General features: G+C 70.1%; 19 protein-coding genes. 7 read left to right on the top strand and 12 right to left on the bottom strand.

All coding sequences use genetic code 11. From position 1 onward, the window contains the following. Nucleotide 1: 1 nt before the first annotated feature. The gene (locus QUC20_RS04640; protein ID WP_289331085.1) at nt 2–484 is read right to left on the bottom strand and encodes a hypothetical protein; all 483 of its coding nucleotides are present in this window, start codon (nt 482–484) and stop codon (nt 2–4) included. Between the two features lie 101 nt (nt 485–585). Here QUC20_RS04640 and QUC20_RS04635 point away from each other — a divergent pair, with 101 nt between their 5' ends. After that, nucleotides 586–1,221 carry an NADPH-dependent F420 reductase gene (locus tag QUC20_RS04635; protein ID WP_289331084.1) on the top strand — a complete coding sequence of 212 codons (636 nt, stop codon included), beginning with the start codon at nt 586–588 and terminating at the stop codon, nt 1,219–1,221. A 40-nt stretch (nt 1,222–1,261) separates the two neighbouring features. Here QUC20_RS04635 and QUC20_RS04630 read toward each other — a convergent pair whose 3' ends face one another. Continuing rightward, a complete protein-coding gene (locus QUC20_RS04630; protein WP_289331083.1) occupies nt 1,262–1,759 on the bottom strand; it encodes a DUF427 domain-containing protein in 498 nt (165 codons plus the stop codon). 10 nt (nt 1,760–1,769) lie between these two features. Continuing rightward, entirely contained in the window at nt 1,770–2,174 is a 405-nt protein-coding gene (locus QUC20_RS04625) for a DUF3054 domain-containing protein (protein ID WP_289331082.1), read from the bottom strand. Nucleotides 2,175–2,229: 55 nt separating this feature from the next. Here QUC20_RS04625 and QUC20_RS04620 point away from each other — a divergent pair, with 55 nt between their 5' ends. The 3 genes from QUC20_RS04620 (at nt 2,230) to QUC20_RS04610 (ending at nt 6,532) form a co-directional block, all read left to right on the top strand. Next, nucleotides 2,230–2,847 (top strand): Type 1 glutamine amidotransferase-like domain-containing protein, encoded by a 618-nt coding sequence (locus QUC20_RS04620; protein WP_220700894.1) that lies wholly within the window; start codon nt 2,230–2,232, stop codon nt 2,845–2,847. Nucleotides 2,848–2,944: 97 nt separating this feature from the next. Continuing rightward, nucleotides 2,945–4,660, top strand: a complete 1,716-nt coding sequence (locus tag QUC20_RS04615) for an AMP-binding protein (protein ID WP_289331081.1) — start codon at nt 2,945–2,947, stop codon at nt 4,658–4,660. A 108-nt stretch (nt 4,661–4,768) separates the two neighbouring features. After that, a complete protein-coding gene (locus tag QUC20_RS04610) occupies nt 4,769–6,532 on the top strand; it encodes a thiamine pyrophosphate-dependent enzyme (protein ID WP_289331080.1) in 1,764 nt (587 codons plus the stop codon). A 36-nt stretch (nt 6,533–6,568) separates the two neighbouring features. Here QUC20_RS04610 and QUC20_RS04605 read toward each other — a convergent pair whose 3' ends face one another. Genes QUC20_RS04605 through QUC20_RS04595 form a run of 3 tightly spaced genes read right to left on the bottom strand, consistent with a single transcriptional unit; the run spans nt 6,569 to nt 9,756 of the window. Continuing rightward, nucleotides 6,569–7,123, bottom strand: coding sequence for an NYN domain-containing protein (locus QUC20_RS04605; RefSeq protein ID WP_120263166.1), 555 nt, complete (start codon nt 7,121–7,123; stop codon nt 6,569–6,571). Between the two features lie 47 nt (nt 7,124–7,170). Then, nucleotides 7,171–8,349, bottom strand: coding sequence for a PQQ-dependent sugar dehydrogenase (locus QUC20_RS04600; RefSeq protein ID WP_289331079.1), 1,179 nt, complete (start codon nt 8,347–8,349; stop codon nt 7,171–7,173). A gap of 9 nt (nt 8,350–8,358) precedes the next feature. Further along, nucleotides 8,359–9,756: a serine hydrolase gene (locus QUC20_RS04595; RefSeq protein ID WP_289331078.1), complete on the bottom strand. Its 1,398-nt coding sequence runs from the start codon at nt 9,754–9,756 to the stop codon at nt 8,359–8,361. A gap of 96 nt (nt 9,757–9,852) precedes the next feature. Between QUC20_RS04595 and QUC20_RS04590 the strand changes: the two genes are divergently transcribed. Next, nucleotides 9,853–11,163 carry an SLC13 family permease gene (locus tag QUC20_RS04590; RefSeq protein WP_289331077.1) on the top strand — a complete coding sequence of 437 codons (1,311 nt, stop codon included), beginning with the start codon at nt 9,853–9,855 and terminating at the stop codon, nt 11,161–11,163. An 18-nt stretch (nt 11,164–11,181) separates the two neighbouring features. Here QUC20_RS04590 and QUC20_RS04585 read toward each other — a convergent pair whose 3' ends face one another. From QUC20_RS04585 to QUC20_RS04570, 4 genes are all read right to left on the bottom strand, one after another. Next, the gene (locus tag QUC20_RS04585) at nt 11,182–11,892 is read right to left on the bottom strand and encodes an NUDIX hydrolase (RefSeq protein WP_120263169.1); all 711 of its coding nucleotides are present in this window, start codon (nt 11,890–11,892) and stop codon (nt 11,182–11,184) included. 20 nt (nt 11,893–11,912) lie between these two features. Then, entirely contained in the window at nt 11,913–13,655 is a 1,743-nt protein-coding gene (locus QUC20_RS04580) for an ABC1 kinase family protein (RefSeq protein ID WP_434543653.1), read from the bottom strand. A 5-nt stretch (nt 13,656–13,660) separates the two neighbouring features. Further along, nucleotides 13,661–14,245 (bottom strand): PadR family transcriptional regulator, encoded by a 585-nt coding sequence (locus tag QUC20_RS04575; protein WP_120263171.1) that lies wholly within the window; start codon nt 14,243–14,245, stop codon nt 13,661–13,663. Nucleotides 14,246–14,335: 90 nt separating this feature from the next. After that, nucleotides 14,336–14,704 carry a winged helix-turn-helix transcriptional regulator gene (locus QUC20_RS04570; RefSeq protein WP_120263172.1) on the bottom strand — a complete coding sequence of 123 codons (369 nt, stop codon included), beginning with the start codon at nt 14,702–14,704 and terminating at the stop codon, nt 14,336–14,338. Between the two features lie 96 nt (nt 14,705–14,800). Between QUC20_RS04570 and QUC20_RS04565 the strand changes: the two genes are divergently transcribed. Further along, complete coding sequence (locus QUC20_RS04565; protein ID WP_289331076.1) at nt 14,801–15,658, top strand: SDR family oxidoreductase; 858 nt, start codon at nt 14,801–14,803, stop codon at nt 15,656–15,658. Between the two features lie 59 nt (nt 15,659–15,717). Here the strand turns inward: QUC20_RS04565 and QUC20_RS04560 are convergent, their stop codons facing one another. Beyond that, entirely contained in the window at nt 15,718–16,497 is a 780-nt protein-coding gene (locus QUC20_RS04560) for an isocitrate lyase/PEP mutase family protein (protein ID WP_289331075.1), read from the bottom strand. Nucleotides 16,498–16,575: 78 nt separating this feature from the next. Next, on the bottom strand, nt 16,576–16,698 hold the full coding sequence (ykgO, locus tag QUC20_RS04555) for a type B 50S ribosomal protein L36 (protein ID WP_023951906.1): 123 nt from the start codon (nt 16,696–16,698) through the stop codon (nt 16,576–16,578). Between the two features lie 82 nt (nt 16,699–16,780). Here ykgO and QUC20_RS04550 point away from each other — a divergent pair, with 82 nt between their 5' ends. After that, the gene (locus QUC20_RS04550) at nt 16,781–17,710 is read left to right on the top strand and encodes a GTP-binding protein (RefSeq protein ID WP_289331074.1); all 930 of its coding nucleotides are present in this window, start codon (nt 16,781–16,783) and stop codon (nt 17,708–17,710) included. The last annotated feature ends 14 nt before the right edge of the window (nt 17,711–17,724 follow it).

Below are 17,724 nucleotides of genomic sequence, written 5' to 3'. Positions count from 1 at the left end.
GTCAGCCGCGCCGCTGCTGCGCGAGATAGCGCACCGCGACCGACGCCATGGCGATGAGCAGCACGGCTGACAGTGCGATCAGGGTCGGGATCTCGACCCGGGTGAACGCCAGGATCGCCGTGCCGAGGCCCACGATCAGAAGCGTGTCGGTGAGGGCACCGCTCGAGGCCCGCTCGAACCATCGCGCCTCGACCGACTGCTCGGGCTGCTCGGTGGTTCCCCGCAGAGTCGATCGGTCGACGAACGCCACCCAGGCGAAGCCGACGCACGCAGGCAGGGTGAGGGCCACGATCACGACGGCGCCGAGGGCCGGCTGCGTTCCCGCGCCTCCCGTCGCCACCACGACCGCGGCGAGCGCCGCCGACACGAGCACCCCCACGGGGATGGCGACCCACAGCGCGGAGAAGCGGCGACTGCCGAATCTCATGCGTCCCCAGCGGGGGCGCGTGTCGACGACCGACGGCGTGTCACTGTTCTCGACCATTATTCTCCTCGGTGTAAAGCTAGCTTTACTGTCAACTGTACTTTACACACGTTCCGTGTCTGTCGGGAATGCCGAGGCCCGTCCCCACGGTTCACCTCCGCATGACCACTGTGGGAATCATCGGAGCAGGACACATCGGAAGCGCTCTCGCGGAGGGGCTCGTCGCACGCGGCTACGACGTCGTGATCGCCAACTCACGCGGGCCCGAGACGCTCGCCGACCTCGTCGCGAGGCTCGGCGACCGCGCCCGGGCCGCGACAGCGCAAGAAGCGGCGGAGGCGGCCGACTGGGCCGTCGTCACTGTGCCGCTCAAGGCGCTCGAGGACATCCCCGCCGAACCGCTCGCCGGCAAGATCGTCCTCGACACGAACAACTACTACTGGGAGCGCGACGGCCGGATCGCCGAGCTGGAGGAGAAGCGCACCACGACATCCGAGATGGCTCAGCGCCACTTCGCCGAGTCGAAGGTCGTGAAGGCGTTCAACCACATCCCCGCCGCCGACATCAACACCGGCGGCTCCCCTGCCGGAACGCCCGACCGTCGCGCGCTCGCGACTGCGAGCGACCACCCCGAGGCCGTCGCGCACGTCACCGCGCTCTACGACGACTTCGGCTTCGACACCGTCGACATCGGTTCGCTGGCCGACAGCTGGCGCGTCGAGCGCGACCAGCCCGCCTACGTCGTGCGGCAGAACGCCGACGAGCTGCACGCCAACCTCGCCCGCGCCCAGCGCTGAGCGGAGCATCGAAACGCCCACGCGGGCCTGTTCGAGCGGATCACCATCCCATCGAACCGGGGACGCCCTTGAACGGGCCCGCGAGGTTCGACGTCACCCAGCCGCCGTAGAAGCCGCCGGGCTGAGGCACGACGGCCTCGCCGTCGACGGTGCACCGGTCCATGCCGCCCGCATAGACGGCGACGCGGCCGACGAGCTCTTCGTATCCCGGCAACGGGTCGGGGTAGCCCCACGCTGCGCGCTCGCGCACCGCCGTGCCGCGTACGACGTCGAAGTACTCGGCCGCGCCTTTGAACTCGCAGTACGAGCTGCCGACCGCAGGAACCAGCGAGCCGGGCACGAACGCCGCGGCCGGCAGGTAGTACACGGGCGGATGACTCGTCTCGAGCACCCGCACCACGTCGTCGGTGTCAACGATCGTGATGGCGGCGAAGTCGATCGTCACGCGCGCGTGAACGCGTTCGAGACGCGGCGGACGAGGGTAGTCCCAGACGGACTCCTGTCCGGGACCGACGGGGTCGGGGGTGGGGCGGCGCATGCCCGACAGGTTACGCGCGGGGAGCGACATCCCGGCTGCGAGAATGCCCACCACGGCGCGACCGCAGCGCCCGGATGCCGCGGGCGATGAGACGCCATCCGACCAGCAGGACGAGCAGCGTCAGCGTCGCGACGATCACGAACGGCAGCGCCGTCCCCTGACCCGACACCGCGCGAAGCAGCATGCCCCCGATGACCGTCACCACCCACACGACGACGCCCGTGGGGACGATCCCCGTCGGCGAGCGCCAGGCCCGTGCCACCGTCCACGCCACCACCAGTGCGGCGAGGAACGGCCACGAGGTCGTCCACAGCCCCGCGAGCACATCGGAATCATGGCTCGCCCGGCCGGTCGCCGCGAACGCCACCACGAGGACGACATCGAGCAGAAAGGCGAGAACGGACGTGCGGGTCATGTCACCATCCTCCCCCGCGAGGTCGGTGTCCGCCGCCGTCGATAGCGTGGAAGGCGTGCGACTGCTTCTTCTCTCCCTGCAGGCCGGCGCGATGCGCCCGTTCCTCGATGACGGCGCCCGACCGGGACCGATCGTCTACGTCGACGATGCTCAGGCTGCGTTCCGCGATGCGCCGTTCATCGCCGCCGAGCGCGACGCGGTGCTGGCCTGCGGCCGCGAGGTCGTCGACGCCACACTGCGCGACACCGCCCCGGCGGATGCGGCCCGCCTGCTGTCCGACGCCGGAGCCGTCTACGTCGCGGGCGGCAGCACGTTCGCTCTGCTCGAGGCCCTCCGTCTCTCCGGCAACGACGACGTCCTCGTCGACCATGTGCGCCGCGGCCTCCCCTATGTCGGGCTGAGCGCGGGATCCATCGTCGCGGCGCCCGACGTGACACCCGCCTCGCTCATGGACGATCCGGCCGATGGCCCCGCCCTCGCGACCCACGCGGGTCTCGGGTTGATCGACGTCACCGTCATCCCGCATGCCGACGGCGCCCTGCCGCCTTACCCGCCTGAGCTGATCCGCCGCACCGTCGACACCTACGGGTCGGACTTCGCCCTCCTGCTGCTGCGAGACGATCAGGCGCTGCTGGTCGACGACGGGGTCTCCACGGTGATCGCCTCGCGCTGAATCCGCGTGTCCCATGCTTCGCCCAGCATCCGGTCCTTCTTAGACTCGGAAGGCGTCCGGTGCGCCTGCTGCGGACGAGAGAACAGATCCGAGGCCCATGTCTTCTCCCGATGCGACGGCGGCGACAGCCGCGTTCCGCGCCGCCCGCGACTTCCTTCTCGACAACGCGCATTCGCCCGAGGCGGCCCACGCGGGGTTCGTCTGGCCTGACGTCGGCGACCACTTCAATTGGGCCGTCGACTGGTTCGACGCGATCGCGACCGGCAACGACCGCGTCGCGTTGCACGTCGTCGACGAGGACGGCACCGAGGTTCAGGTCACGTACGACGAGATGCGTCGGCGCTCGAACCGCGTCGCCAACTGGCTCACCGAGCAGGGCATCGGGCACGGGGATGCCGTCATGCTGATGCTCGGCAACCGCGTCGAGCTGTGGGAGGCGATGCTCGCGATCCTCAAGATCGGCGCCGTCATCCTGCCGACATCCGTCGTGCTGGGCACCGACGACCTCCTCGAACGAGTCGAGCGCGCCGACATCCGCGCCGTGCTCGCCGACCCGGTCGACGCCGCCAAGTTCGACGGGATCGCGGGTCGGTTCGAGCGCATCGTCGTGGGCGGCGAGCGCCCGGGCTGGCAGTCGTTCGCCGACACAGCGACCGCCGCTGACACCGCGCCCGGCGTCGTCGTCGCCTCGGACGACCCGGCGATCGTCTACTTCACCTCGGGAACGACGTCGCGACCCAAGATGGTCGTCCATACGCACGTGAGCTACCCGGTGGGGCATCTCTCGACGACCTACTGGATCGGCGTGCGCCCCGGCGACGTCCACATGACGATCAGCGCCCCGGGGTGGGGCAAGCACGCGTGGAGCCTGTTCTTCGCCCCGTGGATCGCCGAGGCGACGATCTTCGTGTACAACTACGCACGCTTCGACGCCGCACGCCTCGTGGAGCAGCTCGATCGCAACGGCGTCAACACCTTCTGCGCACCGCCCACGGTCTGGCGCATGCTGATCCAGGCCGATCTCGAGAAGCGTCCGCACGCGCTGCGCGAGCTTCTGTCGGCCGGCGAGCCCCTGAACCCCGAAGTGATCGACACGATCGAGCGCTGGTGGGGTCTGCAGATCCGCGACGGCTACGGCCAGACCGAGCTGACGGCGGTCATCGGCAACACCCCGGGTGTCGCGGTGAAGCCGGGTGCGATGGGTCGCCCGCTTCCGGGCAACGACATCGTGCTCATCGACCCCCTCACGGGTCGGATCGGAGACGAGGGCGAGATCTGTCTCCCCACCGCTCCGACGCGTCCGCTCAACCTCATGCCCGGCTACCTCGGCGAGCCCGAGCGCACCGCCAAGGTCGATCACGACGGGTATTACCACACGAGCGACGTCGCCGTCCGCGACGCCGACGGACAGCTCACCTTCGTCGGACGCACCGACGACGTGTTCAAAGCCAGCGATTTCAAGGTGTCGCCGTTCGAGGTCGAGTCGATCCTCTTGACCCATCCCGCCGTCGCCGAGGCGGGGGTCGTCGGGGCGCCGGATGCCGTGCGGCTCAACATCGTGAAGGCCTACGTGGCGCTCGCGGCGTCGTGGGGAGCGTCCGCCGAGACCGCGCGGGCGATCCTCGCTCACGCGCGTGAGCACATGCCGCCGTACATGCGGGTGCGCCGTGTCGAGTTCTTCGAGCTGCCGAAGACGATCTCAGGCAAGATCCGCCGGGTGGAGCTGCGCGAGCGTGAAGTCGCCGCAGCAGATGCCGGCGAGCGTCTGACGACCGAGTGGCGCGAGTCGGACTTCCCCGACCTGAAGGGCTGACGCGCGGGCCTCCTGTCGCTCAGGCGGGCCATTCGCAACCCCTGGCACACCCACAGGCGGCGGGAGAAGACTGAGACTGTCCGGACAGCCTCAGCAGAAGGAGCCCCCGTGCCGCAGAACGTCGCCGAACAGATCGTCGCCCAGCTGATCGATGCGGGGGTGAAGCGTATCTACGGCATCGTCGGCGACTCACTCAATCCGATCGTCGACGCGGTGCGACGAACCGGGGGCGCCGCGGAGGGCGGGATCGACTGGATCCACGTCCGCCACGAGGAGGCCGCCGCCTTCGCTGCGGCAGCGGACGCCGAGCTCACCGGCGAGCTGGCCGTGTGCGCAGGAAGCTGCGGTCCCGGCAACCTGCACCTGATCAACGGCCTCTTCGATGCGCAGCGATCCGGTGTGCCGGTGCTCGCGATCGCCAGCCACATCCCGAGCCTGCAGATCGGGTCGGGTTACTTCCAGGAGACGCACCCCGAACGGCTGTTCACGGAGTGCAGCGACTACTGCGAGATGGTCATGACGCCTCAGCAGTCGCCGCGCGTGGTGAACTCCGCGATCCGTCACGCGACCGCGGGGTCGTCCGTCTCGGTGATCGTGCTGCCCGGCGACCTCGCCGAGCTTCACTCGACGGGTGAGTTCCCGCCCTTCGTCGCTGCCCGGCCGGGCCGGGTCGCTCCCGATGAGCGCAGCGTCGCCGAGCTCGCCGCGGCCATCGACCAGGCCGAGAAGATCGCGATCTTCGCCGGCGAGGGAGTGCGTGACGCGCGTGACGAGGTGATCGCGTTCGCCGAGCACCTGCAGGCGCCGATGGGGCACTCGCTGCGCGGCAAGCAGTGGATCCAGTACGACAACCGCTTCGACGTCGGCATGTCGGGCCTGCTCGGCTACGGTGCCATCGACCACGCCATGCACGAGGTCGACCTCCTCCTCATGGTCGGCACCGACTTCCCCTACGAGCAGTTCCTGCCCGACGGTGCCAAGACGGTGATCGCGCAGATCGACGTCGACGCCCAGCGGCTCGGGCGTCGCGCGGGCGTGACGCATCCCGTCCACGGCGACGTGGGTCTCACCCTCGCGGCGCTGCGGTCACGAACCGCCGCCAAGACCGACGACGCGTTCCTCGAGCGCACACTGAAGCGCTATCGGAAGGCCATGAAGGACTCCGTCGCGACCTACACCGACTCCGACGCGCAGCCGATCCACCCCGAGCGCGCGATGTCGGTCATCGACCGGGTTGCGGCATCCGACGCCGTCTTCACCGCCGACACCGGTATGGGAAACGTCTGGCAGGCCCGGTACGTCACTCCCGGGCCCGAGCGGCGCCTGCTGGCATCCTGGCGCCACGGTTCGATGGCCAATGCCCTCCCCCACGCCTTCGGCGCACAGATGGCATATCCCGATCGGCAGGTCATCGCCATCGCGGGCGACGGCGGGCTCTCGATGCTCCTAGGCGAGCTGATCACCGTGGCCGCCTACGACCTGCCGCTGAACATATTCGTGTTCAACAACTCGACCCTCGGGATGGTGAAGGCCGAGATGCTGGTCGCGGGCTTCCCCGACTTCGGCGTCGACGTGCCGATGGTCGACTTCGCCGCCGTCGGGCGGGCGCTCGGGTTCCACGCGCAGCGGGTCACCGACCCCGCCGACCTCGAGGTCGCCGCATCCGCCGCCCTCGCCCACCGCGGGCCCTCGATCGTCGACATCGTGACCGACCCCGATGCGCTCTCGATGCCGGCGGCGATCACGGCGGATCAGGTCGCGGGCTTCGGCATGTCGATGGCGAAGATGGTGCTCGGCGCGAAGGACGCGGGCGGCATCGGCGCGGTGCTCGAGACCGCGAAGTCGAACATCAAGCACATCCGCAGTCTCTGACGCGCCTTGCGTCGAGTGCCCGGACGCGCGCGGCGGTCAGGCCAGGAACTCCCACGGGTCGAACGACTCGATCGGGATGACGCGGACGCGCGGCAGCGGGGCATCGAAGGCGTGGACGTCGTATTCGAGGTCGAAGAACTCGACTCCGGGTATGGCGGTGAGCTCACTGCTGCGGAATTCCGAGAAAGCCAGCACGCCGACCCGGCGGTCGGGTCCGGTCAGCGCCGCGACCTCACCGACGAAGTCGCGGTCATGGCTGACCAGGACGACGTCGTCGTCGCGCTCCTTCAGCGCGGCGAGCGTGCGCTGGATGGCGATGTCCACGACCTTCTCGTCGACGTCGCCCGACAGCGGGACCGGCTTGTAGTCGAGCGCCAGCAGCGCCTGGACGAACGACATCGGCAGGTGGTTGCTGGCGTTGAGGAAGAACAGACCGCGCGCGGGCTGCTTCCACTGATCGCCGACGAACTGCAGCAGACGGTCCCACCGGGGCCGTTCATCCGGCAACGGACGCCGTCCGAGGATCGATTGGCCGAGCGTCGCGTCGATGTTCTCGCCGTCGACGAGCAACCACGTCACGCGTTCGGTCATGAGGTCCCCTGTCTGCGAATGTCCTCCGTGAACGCTATCAAGCCGGTTCAGCCGCCGGCCGTCAGTGACACCCGCATGAGTCGGTCGTCGCCGGACGCGGCGTTGCCGCGCCCGTCGGTGTTGTTCGTGAGCAGCCAGAGGTCATCGCCAGCGACGACCGCATCGCGGATCCGCCCCAGCTCGCCTTCCCAGAGGGCGATCGGCGCGCCGGCGAGAGCACCGCCATCGACATCGATCTGCCACACGCGTTCGCCGCGCAACGCCGCCACGAAGATCGTGTTCCCGCGCGCCGCGATGCCGCTCGGGCTCGCCTCGTCGGGTGTCCAGGTGACCACCGGTACGATGAAGCGGTCATCGTCCGACTCGCCCTCGACATCGGGCCAGCCGTAGTTGCCGCCCGCCTCGATGCGGTTGAGCTCGTCGAAGCGGTCCTGTCCGAACTCGCTCGCCCACATCGTGCCGTCCTGCGTCCACGCGAGGCCCTGCACGTTGCGATGGCCGAGGGAATACACCTCCGACCCGAGAGGATTGTCGGCGACCGGCTCACCGTCGGGCGTCAGGCGCAGGATCTTGCCCGCGAGCGAAGCGGGGTCCTGCGCCGCCTCGGGCGTGCCGGCATCTCCCGTCGCCACGTAGAGCAGACCGTCCGGTCCGAACGCGATGCGGCCGCCGTTGTGGACGCGGTCGCGCGGGATGCCGTCGATCACGACCTCCGCGTCGCCGAGCCGGCGATCACCGGCGTCGCCCTCGAGCGGCATCCGCACGACGCGGTTGTCGTCGGCCGTGGTCACGTACGCGTAGAGGAGCGTCTCGCCGTCCGCCTCGTGAACGGCGATGCCCAGGAGCCCGCCCTCACCGACCGCGGCGGTGAGGTCGATCTCGCCGGCGACGCGCGACACCCCCTCTGTGTCCACCTCGAGGATCGTCCCGTCGTCGCGCTGGCTGACCAGCTGCGTCCCATCGGCGAGCACGACGACCGACCACGGCACCTCGAACTGCGTGACGACGTCGGCTGGGTCGCCGGTCGGACGCCACGGAGCCGGCGCGGCATCCGCGGGATCGGTCGACGTCTCGGAGGGGACGGGCGTCGCCTCCTGGTCGGTGGGTCGCGGGTCGGCGGCCCCGGTGCACGCCGACAGCAGCAGCGTCGACGCGAGCAGTACGGCCACGGCCGCCCGCGACCCCATCGGACGCGGAAGGATGCCGGTGCCCGTCGAGCGCTTCATCGTTCCAGGCTACGGGCCGGCGAGGATCGCGGCTGCGTCCTGCGCCCACCCGAGCGCCACGGCGGGGGCGGCGAGCGTCGTGGCGTCGTCGGCGCGTGCGAGCACCGTGATCACGACCGGCGCGCCCTCCTCCCGCTCGAGGTACCACGACCCGGCGAGCACGCCGATGGAGCTGCCGCCCTTGAAACCGACGTACGTCCACTTCTCGCCGAAATCGAGCCCGGGGTTGGCGGACAGGATGTCGCGCACGGGCGCACCCGCGTCGGTGCGGGCCCGTTCCTGCAGCGACGCGTGGGCTGCGGCCAGGTCGTCTGGAGTTGCGAACCAGTCGATGCCGTCTTGCCAGCCCGGCGTCGCCGCGGCCGCCGCCGCGAGGTCGGGGACACCCGCCGGCAGCCGCTCCAGCACCGACCGTCGCGCCTCGGCGTCGTCGGCGGCCCCGCTCCAGAGCGCACGCAGGTCGGCCTCGCCGAAGAGGAGCCAGAACAGCTCGCGTGTCGTCAACAGCGGGGTGTTCGCGTCGGGGTCGGAGTGCCCCATCGAGACCATCGCGGTTTCGACCGCCTCGCGTCCGACGGCCCGGATGAGCATGTCGGTCGCGGTGTTGTCACTGATGGCGATCATCTTGTCGGCGGCCTCCCGCACGGTCACCTTCGTGCCGTCGGGACGGTCCTGCAGCTCGCCGCTGGGGAGGCTCCGCACCGCGTCGTCGACGACCAGCTCGTCGTCCCAGGCGAGCCGTCCGGCCGCGACGGCGTCGACGACGGCGCCGAGCACCCACAGCTTGAAGATGGAGCCGATGGGTCCGGCGGCCTGGTCACCGCCCTCGTAGAGCACCTCGCCCCCGACCTCCCGGACGTGCACGCCGGCGGTGAAGGCGGCGTCGTCGATCTGCTGAGTGAGCTCGTCCCAGGACGCCGCGGGCGTGCGCTCAGGCTGCGGCGGGCTGAACAGGAGCATCTGGATGCGAGCGTCGGGGGTGACCGAGATCGACATGTCGTAGGTCACCTGAGCGGACTCGATGGTCACGCGGGCCTCGGTCTCGACGCCGTCGTACCCGACCGCCGTCCACGGGGCCGCGGCCTGCATCTGCGCGAACACCTCCTGCAGCTGCGCGGGCGGGAGCTGCTCCAGAGCGGCGGCGTCGAAGTGCGTCTCGATGTCTTCGATATCGGTGGCCGCGTCGGCGTTGATCTCGTCCATCACCCAGCGGACCTGGTCGCCGACCGGCGTGACGGGAATCTCGACCGGGGTCGCGGACGGGGCGGACGTCGCTGCGGGGGCGGGGTCCGCCGAGCAGGCGCTGAGCACCGCGGCAGTCGCAGCGGCGACGGCGACGGCTGCTGCGCTACGGCGGCGCGAGGCGGCGGACGGTCGGGGCGGAGGCGTATCGATGGGGGAACTCACCTCTCCAGCTTCTCGTCGCGACGCGGTCGCCGCCTCCCCCCACAGGTGGAGATCGCCACGTCGTCTCGGTCGGCCCCGCCGGGTAGCGTGGGCCGAGTGGACCCGATCGTCGCGACTTTCCTGATCCTCGCCGCAGCGATCATCGCGTTCCTCTCGGCGCGGGTGCCGCTCGAGGTCGTGGCCGTGGGTGTCGCGCTCGCGCTGTGGGCCACGGGGGTGCTCACCCTCCCCCAGGCGTTCGCCGGCTTCGGCGATCCCACGGTGCTGTTCATCGCGAGCCTGTTCATCGTCGCGACGGCCCTCGAGACGAGCGGCGTCACCCGGATCGTCGGTGCCGTGATCCTCGCGCGCGCCGGTACGCGGCGTGGCCGCATCCTGATCTGGGTCGGCGGGATCGTCGCGATCCTCACCGCGCTGATCAGCATCAATGGCGCCGTCGCCGCGCTCATCCCCGTCGCAGCCGTGGTCGCACGCCGATCGGGACTGCCCCCTTCGCAGCTCATGATCCCGCTGGCATACATCGCCTCATCGGCCTCTCTGCTCACGCTGACGGGAACGCCCGTGAACGTGGTGGTGTCCGAGCTCGCGGATTCCGAGGCCGGCCGCCCCTTCGGCTTCTTCGAGTTCGCACTCGTCGGGCTCCCGCTCGTCGCGGCCACGATCGCGATCGTCGTGCTGCTCGGCCCACGGCTGCTGCCGCATCACGGGCCGGAGCCCGCCCCCGACCATCACACGGAGCGCGAGGCCGAGACCCTCTCGCTGGTTCCCGAGGCCGTGCGCACCGGAGCCATCCGCACCCAGCGACCCACCCGGCTGCACCGTGGCTCGCGGCGCACGCTCGCCGTCACCGCCGTGATGGTCGCGCTGCTGGCCACCGGCGCCGTTCCGCCCGCCGTCGCCGGTCTCCTCGCCGCCGGAGCGCTCATCCTCTTCCGAGTCGTGAAGCTTCCCGACCTCTACCACGGGGTGTCGTGGACCACTCTCGTGCTCATCGCCGGCATGATCCCGCTGTCGGTGGCTTTTCTCGAGACGGGCGCCGCCGACGTCGTGGCCGACGGCATGCTCGCCGTCGTCGGGCAGGCCGACCCGCACCTGGCGCTCATCGTCGTCTGCGTCGTGGTGATCGTGCTCGGACAGTTCATCTCGAACGTCGCCACCGTGCTCATCGTCGCCCCGGTCGCGACGTCGATAGCCATCACCCTCGAGGTCAGCGCGCTGCCGTTCCTCATGGCCCTCACCGTCGCCGGAGCGTCATCGTTCCTGACCCCTGTGGCCACCCCGGTCAATCTCATGGTGATGACCCCCGGCGGTTATCGGTTCGGCGACTACTGGCGGCTGGGTCTCCCCCTGAGCGTCCTGTTCCTGCTCGCGGCCGTGTTCTACGTACCGCTCATCTGGCGATTCTGATGCCCGGGAGCACGACGTTCACGGGGGCGGGAGGGGCAGCTCCCGCTCGGTGTCCCAGGCCTGGGTCCAGCCGAGCTCGGTGAACAGGCCGTCGAGGAGCATGGCGGTGAAGCCCCAGACGAGGAACTCGGCGGCATCCTGACGCACGACGAAGCCCGGTCCCCGCCATTCGGAGCCGTCGCGTCGCAGCACCGTGACGCCTCGATTCGCCGGCGCGAGCAGGTCGGCGACGGGAGCGCGGAAGACCGCGGCGGACTCGGCCACGTCGACCACGCGCACCGGCGACGGGCGACGCCACCATGCCAGGACGGGGGTCACGAGGTGACGGGAGTACTCCAAGGGCACCGGCGGAAGGGCTCCGAGAACCTCCACGCCTTCGGTGTCGAGGCCGGTCTCCTCGCGCGCTTCGCGCAGTGCCGCGGCGACGACGTCGACGTCACCGGGATCGACCCGCCCGCCCGGCAGCGCCACCTGACCCGGGTGCGACCGGAGCGTCGTCGCGCGCGAGAGCAGCAGGACGTCGAGCTCACGCGAGAGCGCGCCCTCGGGCGCGTGAGCGCTCGGGCGGTCGTCGAGGACGCCGAACAGCACGAGCACGGCGGCGGCCCGCGTGCCGGGAGCCGCCGCCACGTCACCGGCCGGGCCCGCGCCGGACGCCGGGCGTCCGAGACGCGCGGCGAGCGCGGCGAGCTGGTCGCGCGCGCCCGTTCCCGAGGGGTCGAGGGGCATTGTTCCAGGCTACCCAGCCGTCAGTCGCGCGGGCCGAAGAACCCGGCGAAGACGACGTGCAGCAACGGCAACGCCGACAGCGCCATCAGCACTGTCCCGAACGTCTCGTCGTCGGGGCGCATGAGCACTCCTGCCACGAGCAGGCCGGCGAAGAGGATTCCCGAGACCGCTCGGCGTCCCAGTCGTTCCAGACGCGACATCCGCCGTTCGAGCCGGCCGCTGTCGAAGTCGAGGTTGCCGTCCTCGAGATGCGTGATGAGGCCGTCGAGCCGCTGCGGCAGGCGCATCGTGACGTCGGCGAGCCCCATCGCACGCCGCGCCACATCGCGCATGAGATCGCCGCGTTCCTCGCGGAGAAGCCGAGCGGCGTACGGCTCCACGGCATCCCAGAGGTTGAATGCGGGATCGATCGACGTGCAGACGCCCGAGGTGAGCGATGCCGCTCGCACGACGAGCAGGAAGTTCTCGGGCAGCTGGAACGGCAGCGCGCGTGCGAGCTCACCGAACTCCCCTGCGAAATCGCGGAACTCACGGGGATCGACTTGTTTCAGTTCAGCGAACCCCATGCCGCCGAAGCGGGCGAAGAGCTGGGTCATCGCTCGCTCGAGCTCGCGGACGTCGGCGGAGGGCAACAGTGCGCCGACCTGCGAGATCCCGGCGACGAGCCCGCGGCCGTCGCGCGCCGCCGCGGCGACGAGGACGGTTCGCAGAGCTTCTCGCGTCGAGGAAGAGATCTCGCCCATCATCCCGAAGTCGATGAACGTGAGCAGCCAGTCGGGCCGGCCCTCGCGCCGCTGATCGGGGGGCACAGGCGTCACGAAGACGTTGCCGGGATGCGGATCGGCATGGAAGAAGCCGAAGCCGAAGAACTGGTCGAACATCACCGAGGCGAACACGCCGGCCACGTCGTGGGGATCGATGCCCGCGGCCCGTAGCCCCTCGACGTCCGTGACCTTGATCGCGGTGACGTCGGCGAGGGTCAGTACGCGCGACGTCGAGCGCTCCCACGCGATCTCGGGAACGGCGACCCGGGGGTTGTCGGCGAACTTCTCGCGGAAACGCTCGGCGTTGGCCGCCTCGTGACGATAATCGATCTCTTCGAGGCTCGTGACGGCGAACTCCTCGACGAGTGCGGGCATGTCCGCGCGGCGAGAGACCAGGCGGATGCGCCGGAGCCAACGGGCGATGCGCCGGAGCGCGGCGAGATCGACGTCGACGATCGTCTGGATGCCGGGGCGCTGCACCTTCACGATGACGTCGGTGAACCCGGCATCGACGGCCTGCTCGGGCGTGAGTCGGGCACGATGGGCCTGCCCGAGGGATGCCGCGGCCACCGGCTCTTCGTCAAATGACGCGTAGGCGTCGCGCAGCGGCATCCCGAGCTCCGACTCGGCGGCCGTCCGGATCTGGTCGAAGGGCACCGGCGGCACCTCGTCCTGCAGTCCGGCCAGCTCGGTGGTGATCTCCGGGGGCAGGACGTCGAGCCGGGACGACATGAACTGCCCGACCTTGATCATGAGCCCGCCGAGCTCGACCGCGAGCATGTGGAATCGGCGCGCCAGCCGGCGCAGCCGCGCCGTACGCCCGCGTTCGGCGATCCGCTCGAGACCGAAGCGCGGCAGGACGATCTCGAACCACCACGTCTGCACCAGTGCGCGAGCGGCGAATCGCAGGATGCGGCGATAGCGCGCACGCGCGCGAGCGTCACCCGGCGCCGCGAGGGTGCCGGGTGACGCGACGCGATGCGGGTCGGCCGAGGCCACCCGCGTCAGGCCTGCGCGAGCAGGGCGTACAGCTTGCGACGCGCGTCGTCGAGGATCTCGACGGCCTGCTGAACCTGCTCGGGCGATCCGCTGCGGCCGACCTGAGCGGCGGCCTGCGCCAGCTCGACTCCTGCCTTGGGCAGCGCTGTCACCCGGCTGTGGTCGCGGCTCGTGCCTTCCCACGGGGCGGACTTCTCGCCCGCCTCGCCCGCCGCCGCGCGGCCGGCCTCGGTGAGCGAGTAGGTCTTGCGACCGTTGGACTCCTCCGCGCTCACGAGTCCCTCGTCAGCGAGCAGCTGGAGCGTCGGATAGACCGATCCGGCACTCGGCTTCCACGAACCGCCGCTGCGCTCTTCGATCTCGTGGATGATCTGGTAGCCGTGCATGGGCTGCTCGGCGAGGAGGGCGAGCACGGCGGCACGGACGTCGCCGCGTCCCACCCGGGTGTTCACCTTCTGCTCGAAGGTCGACTTCAACTGGTCGAAGGCTTCGAACACGTTGTTTCCGAGGTCGGAGACGTTGAAGCCGCCCCGACCGCCGAAGATGTTGTCACGGCTGCCGAAACCGCCGGTGGGGAATGTTCCGCTCATGCTGACCTCCCGGTCGTCGATACGTTAGCGATACCTGACGATATATCGTTATCGCTCCCGGTGACAGGGTTCGCATCGGATACCCAGCCTTCAACCCCGACGTTCGACGATCTCGTCCGCGTGGGCCGCGATCCACTCCATGAGCGGCATCATGCGCTCCATCAGCTCATCGCCGCGTTCGGTCAGCGCATACTCCACGCGAGGCGGAACCTCGGGGTAGGCGGTGCGGCTCACGATGCCGTCGGCCTCCAGCGTGCGCAACGTCGAGGCGAGCATCTTCTCGCTGATGCCCGCGACGGAGCGGCGGAGCTCACCCCATCGCGCGGTTCCGTCGGTGAGCGCGAGCAGCACGAGCACGCCCCATTTGCTCATGACGTGGTCGAGCACGACGCGCGTCGGACAGTTCTCGGTGAAGATCTGATCGGACGTCGCCCGGATCTGCGCGAAACTCACTGTCATGTGCGTAGCTTACCGAAAAGTGGGTACCCCACGGTTGGAATGCGTGACCAGCGATCGGAGGTTGTGCCCGGCAACACCCGATCGAAAGGATCACCGATGACCATCCTCATCACCGGAGCGAGCGGACAGCTCGGCCACCTCGTCGTCGAGGCCCTGCTCGCCCGCGGCGTCTCCCCCGACACCATCGTGGCCGGCGCGCGCGACCTCACGAAGCTCGCCGACCTCGCGGACCGCGGAGTGCGCACCGCCCGTGTCGACTACGACGATCCCGCCTCGCTGAACGCCGCGTTGGCAGATGTCGAGAGCGTGCTGCTCATCTCGGCATCGGAACCGGGCAAGCGGTTCGCGGGCCACAAGAACGTCATCGACGCGGCTGCGGCGGCGAACGTGTCGAAGCTCGTCTACACCAGCGCCCCGAAGGCGACGACCTTCGAGTGGGCGCTGGGCGCCGAGCACAAGGCGACCGAGGAGGCGATCGCCGCGAGCGGCGTCCCCGCCGTGATCGTGCGCAACAACTGGTACATCGAGAACTATCTGCCCGACGTCCAGCGGGCCGCCGAGAGCGGCGTCATCGCGGCATCTGTCGGCGAGGGCCTCATCGCCGCCGCTTCGCGCGCCGACTTCGCCGAGGGGGCCGCTGTCGTCCTCCTCGAGGACGGTCGCATCGGTGAGGTCTACGAGTTCGCCGGTGACACCCGCATCGATTACGACGCCGTCGCCGCCGGAGCGGCCGAGGTGCTCGGTCGCGACGTCGCGTATGTCCGCGTCTCGACGGACGACCACATCGCCGCGCTGGAAGGCGCCGGGCTGGATGCCGACACCGCCCGATTCGTCGCGGGGATCGACACCGGCATCCGCGAGGGCGTTCTCGATGTGGACGACCACACCCTCTCGCGCCTCATCGGACGACCGACGACGTCGTTCGCCGACGGGCTTCGCGCCGCACTCGCCTGAGCGCGGGATGCCGACGCCCACCGCCCCGCGAAGGACGGTGGGCGTCGGTATCCGCCCCCCTAGTTCAGCGGACGCGTCGAGGGCGGGATGACCCCGTTGGCGTAGAGCTGCTGGGCGACGTCCTGCAGCGCCGTCAGCGCCACGCGCTGCGTCGTCGGGCCGTACGAGATGCGGGCGACCCCGAGGTCTTCGTACTCCTTGGCCGTCAGCGCACCCGGCAGCCCGATCACGCTGAGCTTGCGCTCTCCGAGGCCGTCGACGAGGCGCCGGGTGATGTCGGCGTCGAGGATACCCGGAACGAAGACCAGATCGGCGCCGGCGTCGAGGTAGGCGCGACCACGCTCGATGGCGTCGGCGATCGATTCCTCGGTCGAACGGTCGCCCGCGCGCACGAAGGCGTCGGTGCGGGCGTTGAGGGCGAACGGGACACCCTCGGACTCCCCCGCCCGGACGATGGCCTCGACCGCGCGGACCGAGTCCGCGAGAGGCTGCAGGCGGTCTTCGACGTTGGCTCCGACGATGCCCACGCCGATGGCCCGGCGCGTCGTCTCACCGGGGTCGCCGAAGCCGGCGTCGAGGTCGGCCGACACCGGGACGTCGCCGGCCACCGAGACGATGCGGCCCACCATGTCGAGCACGATCTCGAGCGGGATGTCGGTGCCGTCCTCGTACCCGAACGACGCGGCGATCGAGTGACCGGCGGTGGCGATCGCGCGCGTCTCGGGCAGAGCCAGGATGGCCTCGGCCGACACCACGTCCCACACGTTCACCACCCGGAGGATCTCGGGCGCGGCATGGAGTGCGGACAGGGTCTGGGCTCGCTCAGCGGGGGTGCTCATGCCGATCACGCTAACCGCGCGCGGCGGGCACGGGGCACATGTTGCGCGATTCGACGACACGTGTCATCGGGCCGCGCCTCAGCCCTGACGCCCTTTGAACCGCGGGTTGAGCTTGTTGATGACGTATACGCGGCCACGGCGACGCACGACCTGCGCGCCGGGCTGATTCTTCAGCGACTTGATGGATGCGCGAACCTTCACGACGACCTCCTATTGAGAACTCTTATCAACAACAAGGTACGGTGGAGGACCGATCGCCACAACTCGAGCCGGAGAGAACACCGTGACCACTCATCTCGCCGTCACCGGCGTCTGCAGCGCCGAACGCCGTCGTTACGCCCGTCTGTGCGTCATCGCCGGGCGCCATCGCGCCCTCCGCGTCATCGACCTCGCCAGCGACGCCGACCCGGCCCACATCCACGCCACCGTCCACGGAATGCCCTCGCTCTGCGTGCTGGATGCCCGCCATGCGATGGACGACCTGCGCGACGAGGCACCGCTGCGTCGGACCGTCCCGCACGGAGACGGGCGAGCAGACGTCGGAGCACGGGCGCGGCTGGCGGCGCAGCTGATCGAGGCGGCGAGCGCCGTCGTGATCGTCAACTGGGAGCGGATGCCGACGGCCGACCTGTCGATCCTCATGGCACTCGCGTCACACCTGGCACCGACCGCCCGCATCCGACTCAGCCGCGGCGTCGTCGACGACCTCTCCGCACTGGGCTTCGGCACCACCCTTCCGCTGCGCGACGCGGGCGACCGCGCCGGATGGACGCGTGCTCTCAACGGCGAGCACGATCCGTTCCTGACCGATCGACGCGTTGCGACGATGCGCTACGAGCAGTTGCGCCCGTTCCACCCCGGCCGGCTCGTGCTGGCTCTCGATCTGCTCGATTCCGGCTCGTGCGGACTGGTCCTGCGATCGGTCGGGGTCTGCCGTCTCGCGACGCGGCCGAATGTTCCCGCGCGGTGGGAGCAGGCTGGTTCGGCCATGTGGATCGACCCGATCGAGGCCGGCCACGGACTCGACGACGTCGGCCAGGACATCGCGCTGACGGGCGTCGACCTGAACACCGCAGCTGTTCGGCACGTCCTGGATGCTGCCGTGCTCGACGACGCGGAGCTGTCGGCGGGTCCGACGGCCTGGCGACGGCTGTCCGACCCCCTGCCCGAATGGAACGTGGCGGTCGGGTCCGAAGACCCGACCGCTGACTGAACCGGCAGGTACGG

The organism is Microbacterium arborescens (genome assembly GCF_030369635.1).
Taxonomy (GTDB): domain Bacteria; phylum Actinomycetota; class Actinomycetes; order Actinomycetales; family Microbacteriaceae; genus Microbacterium.
This window is presented reverse-complemented; position numbering and strand designations above follow the sequence as displayed.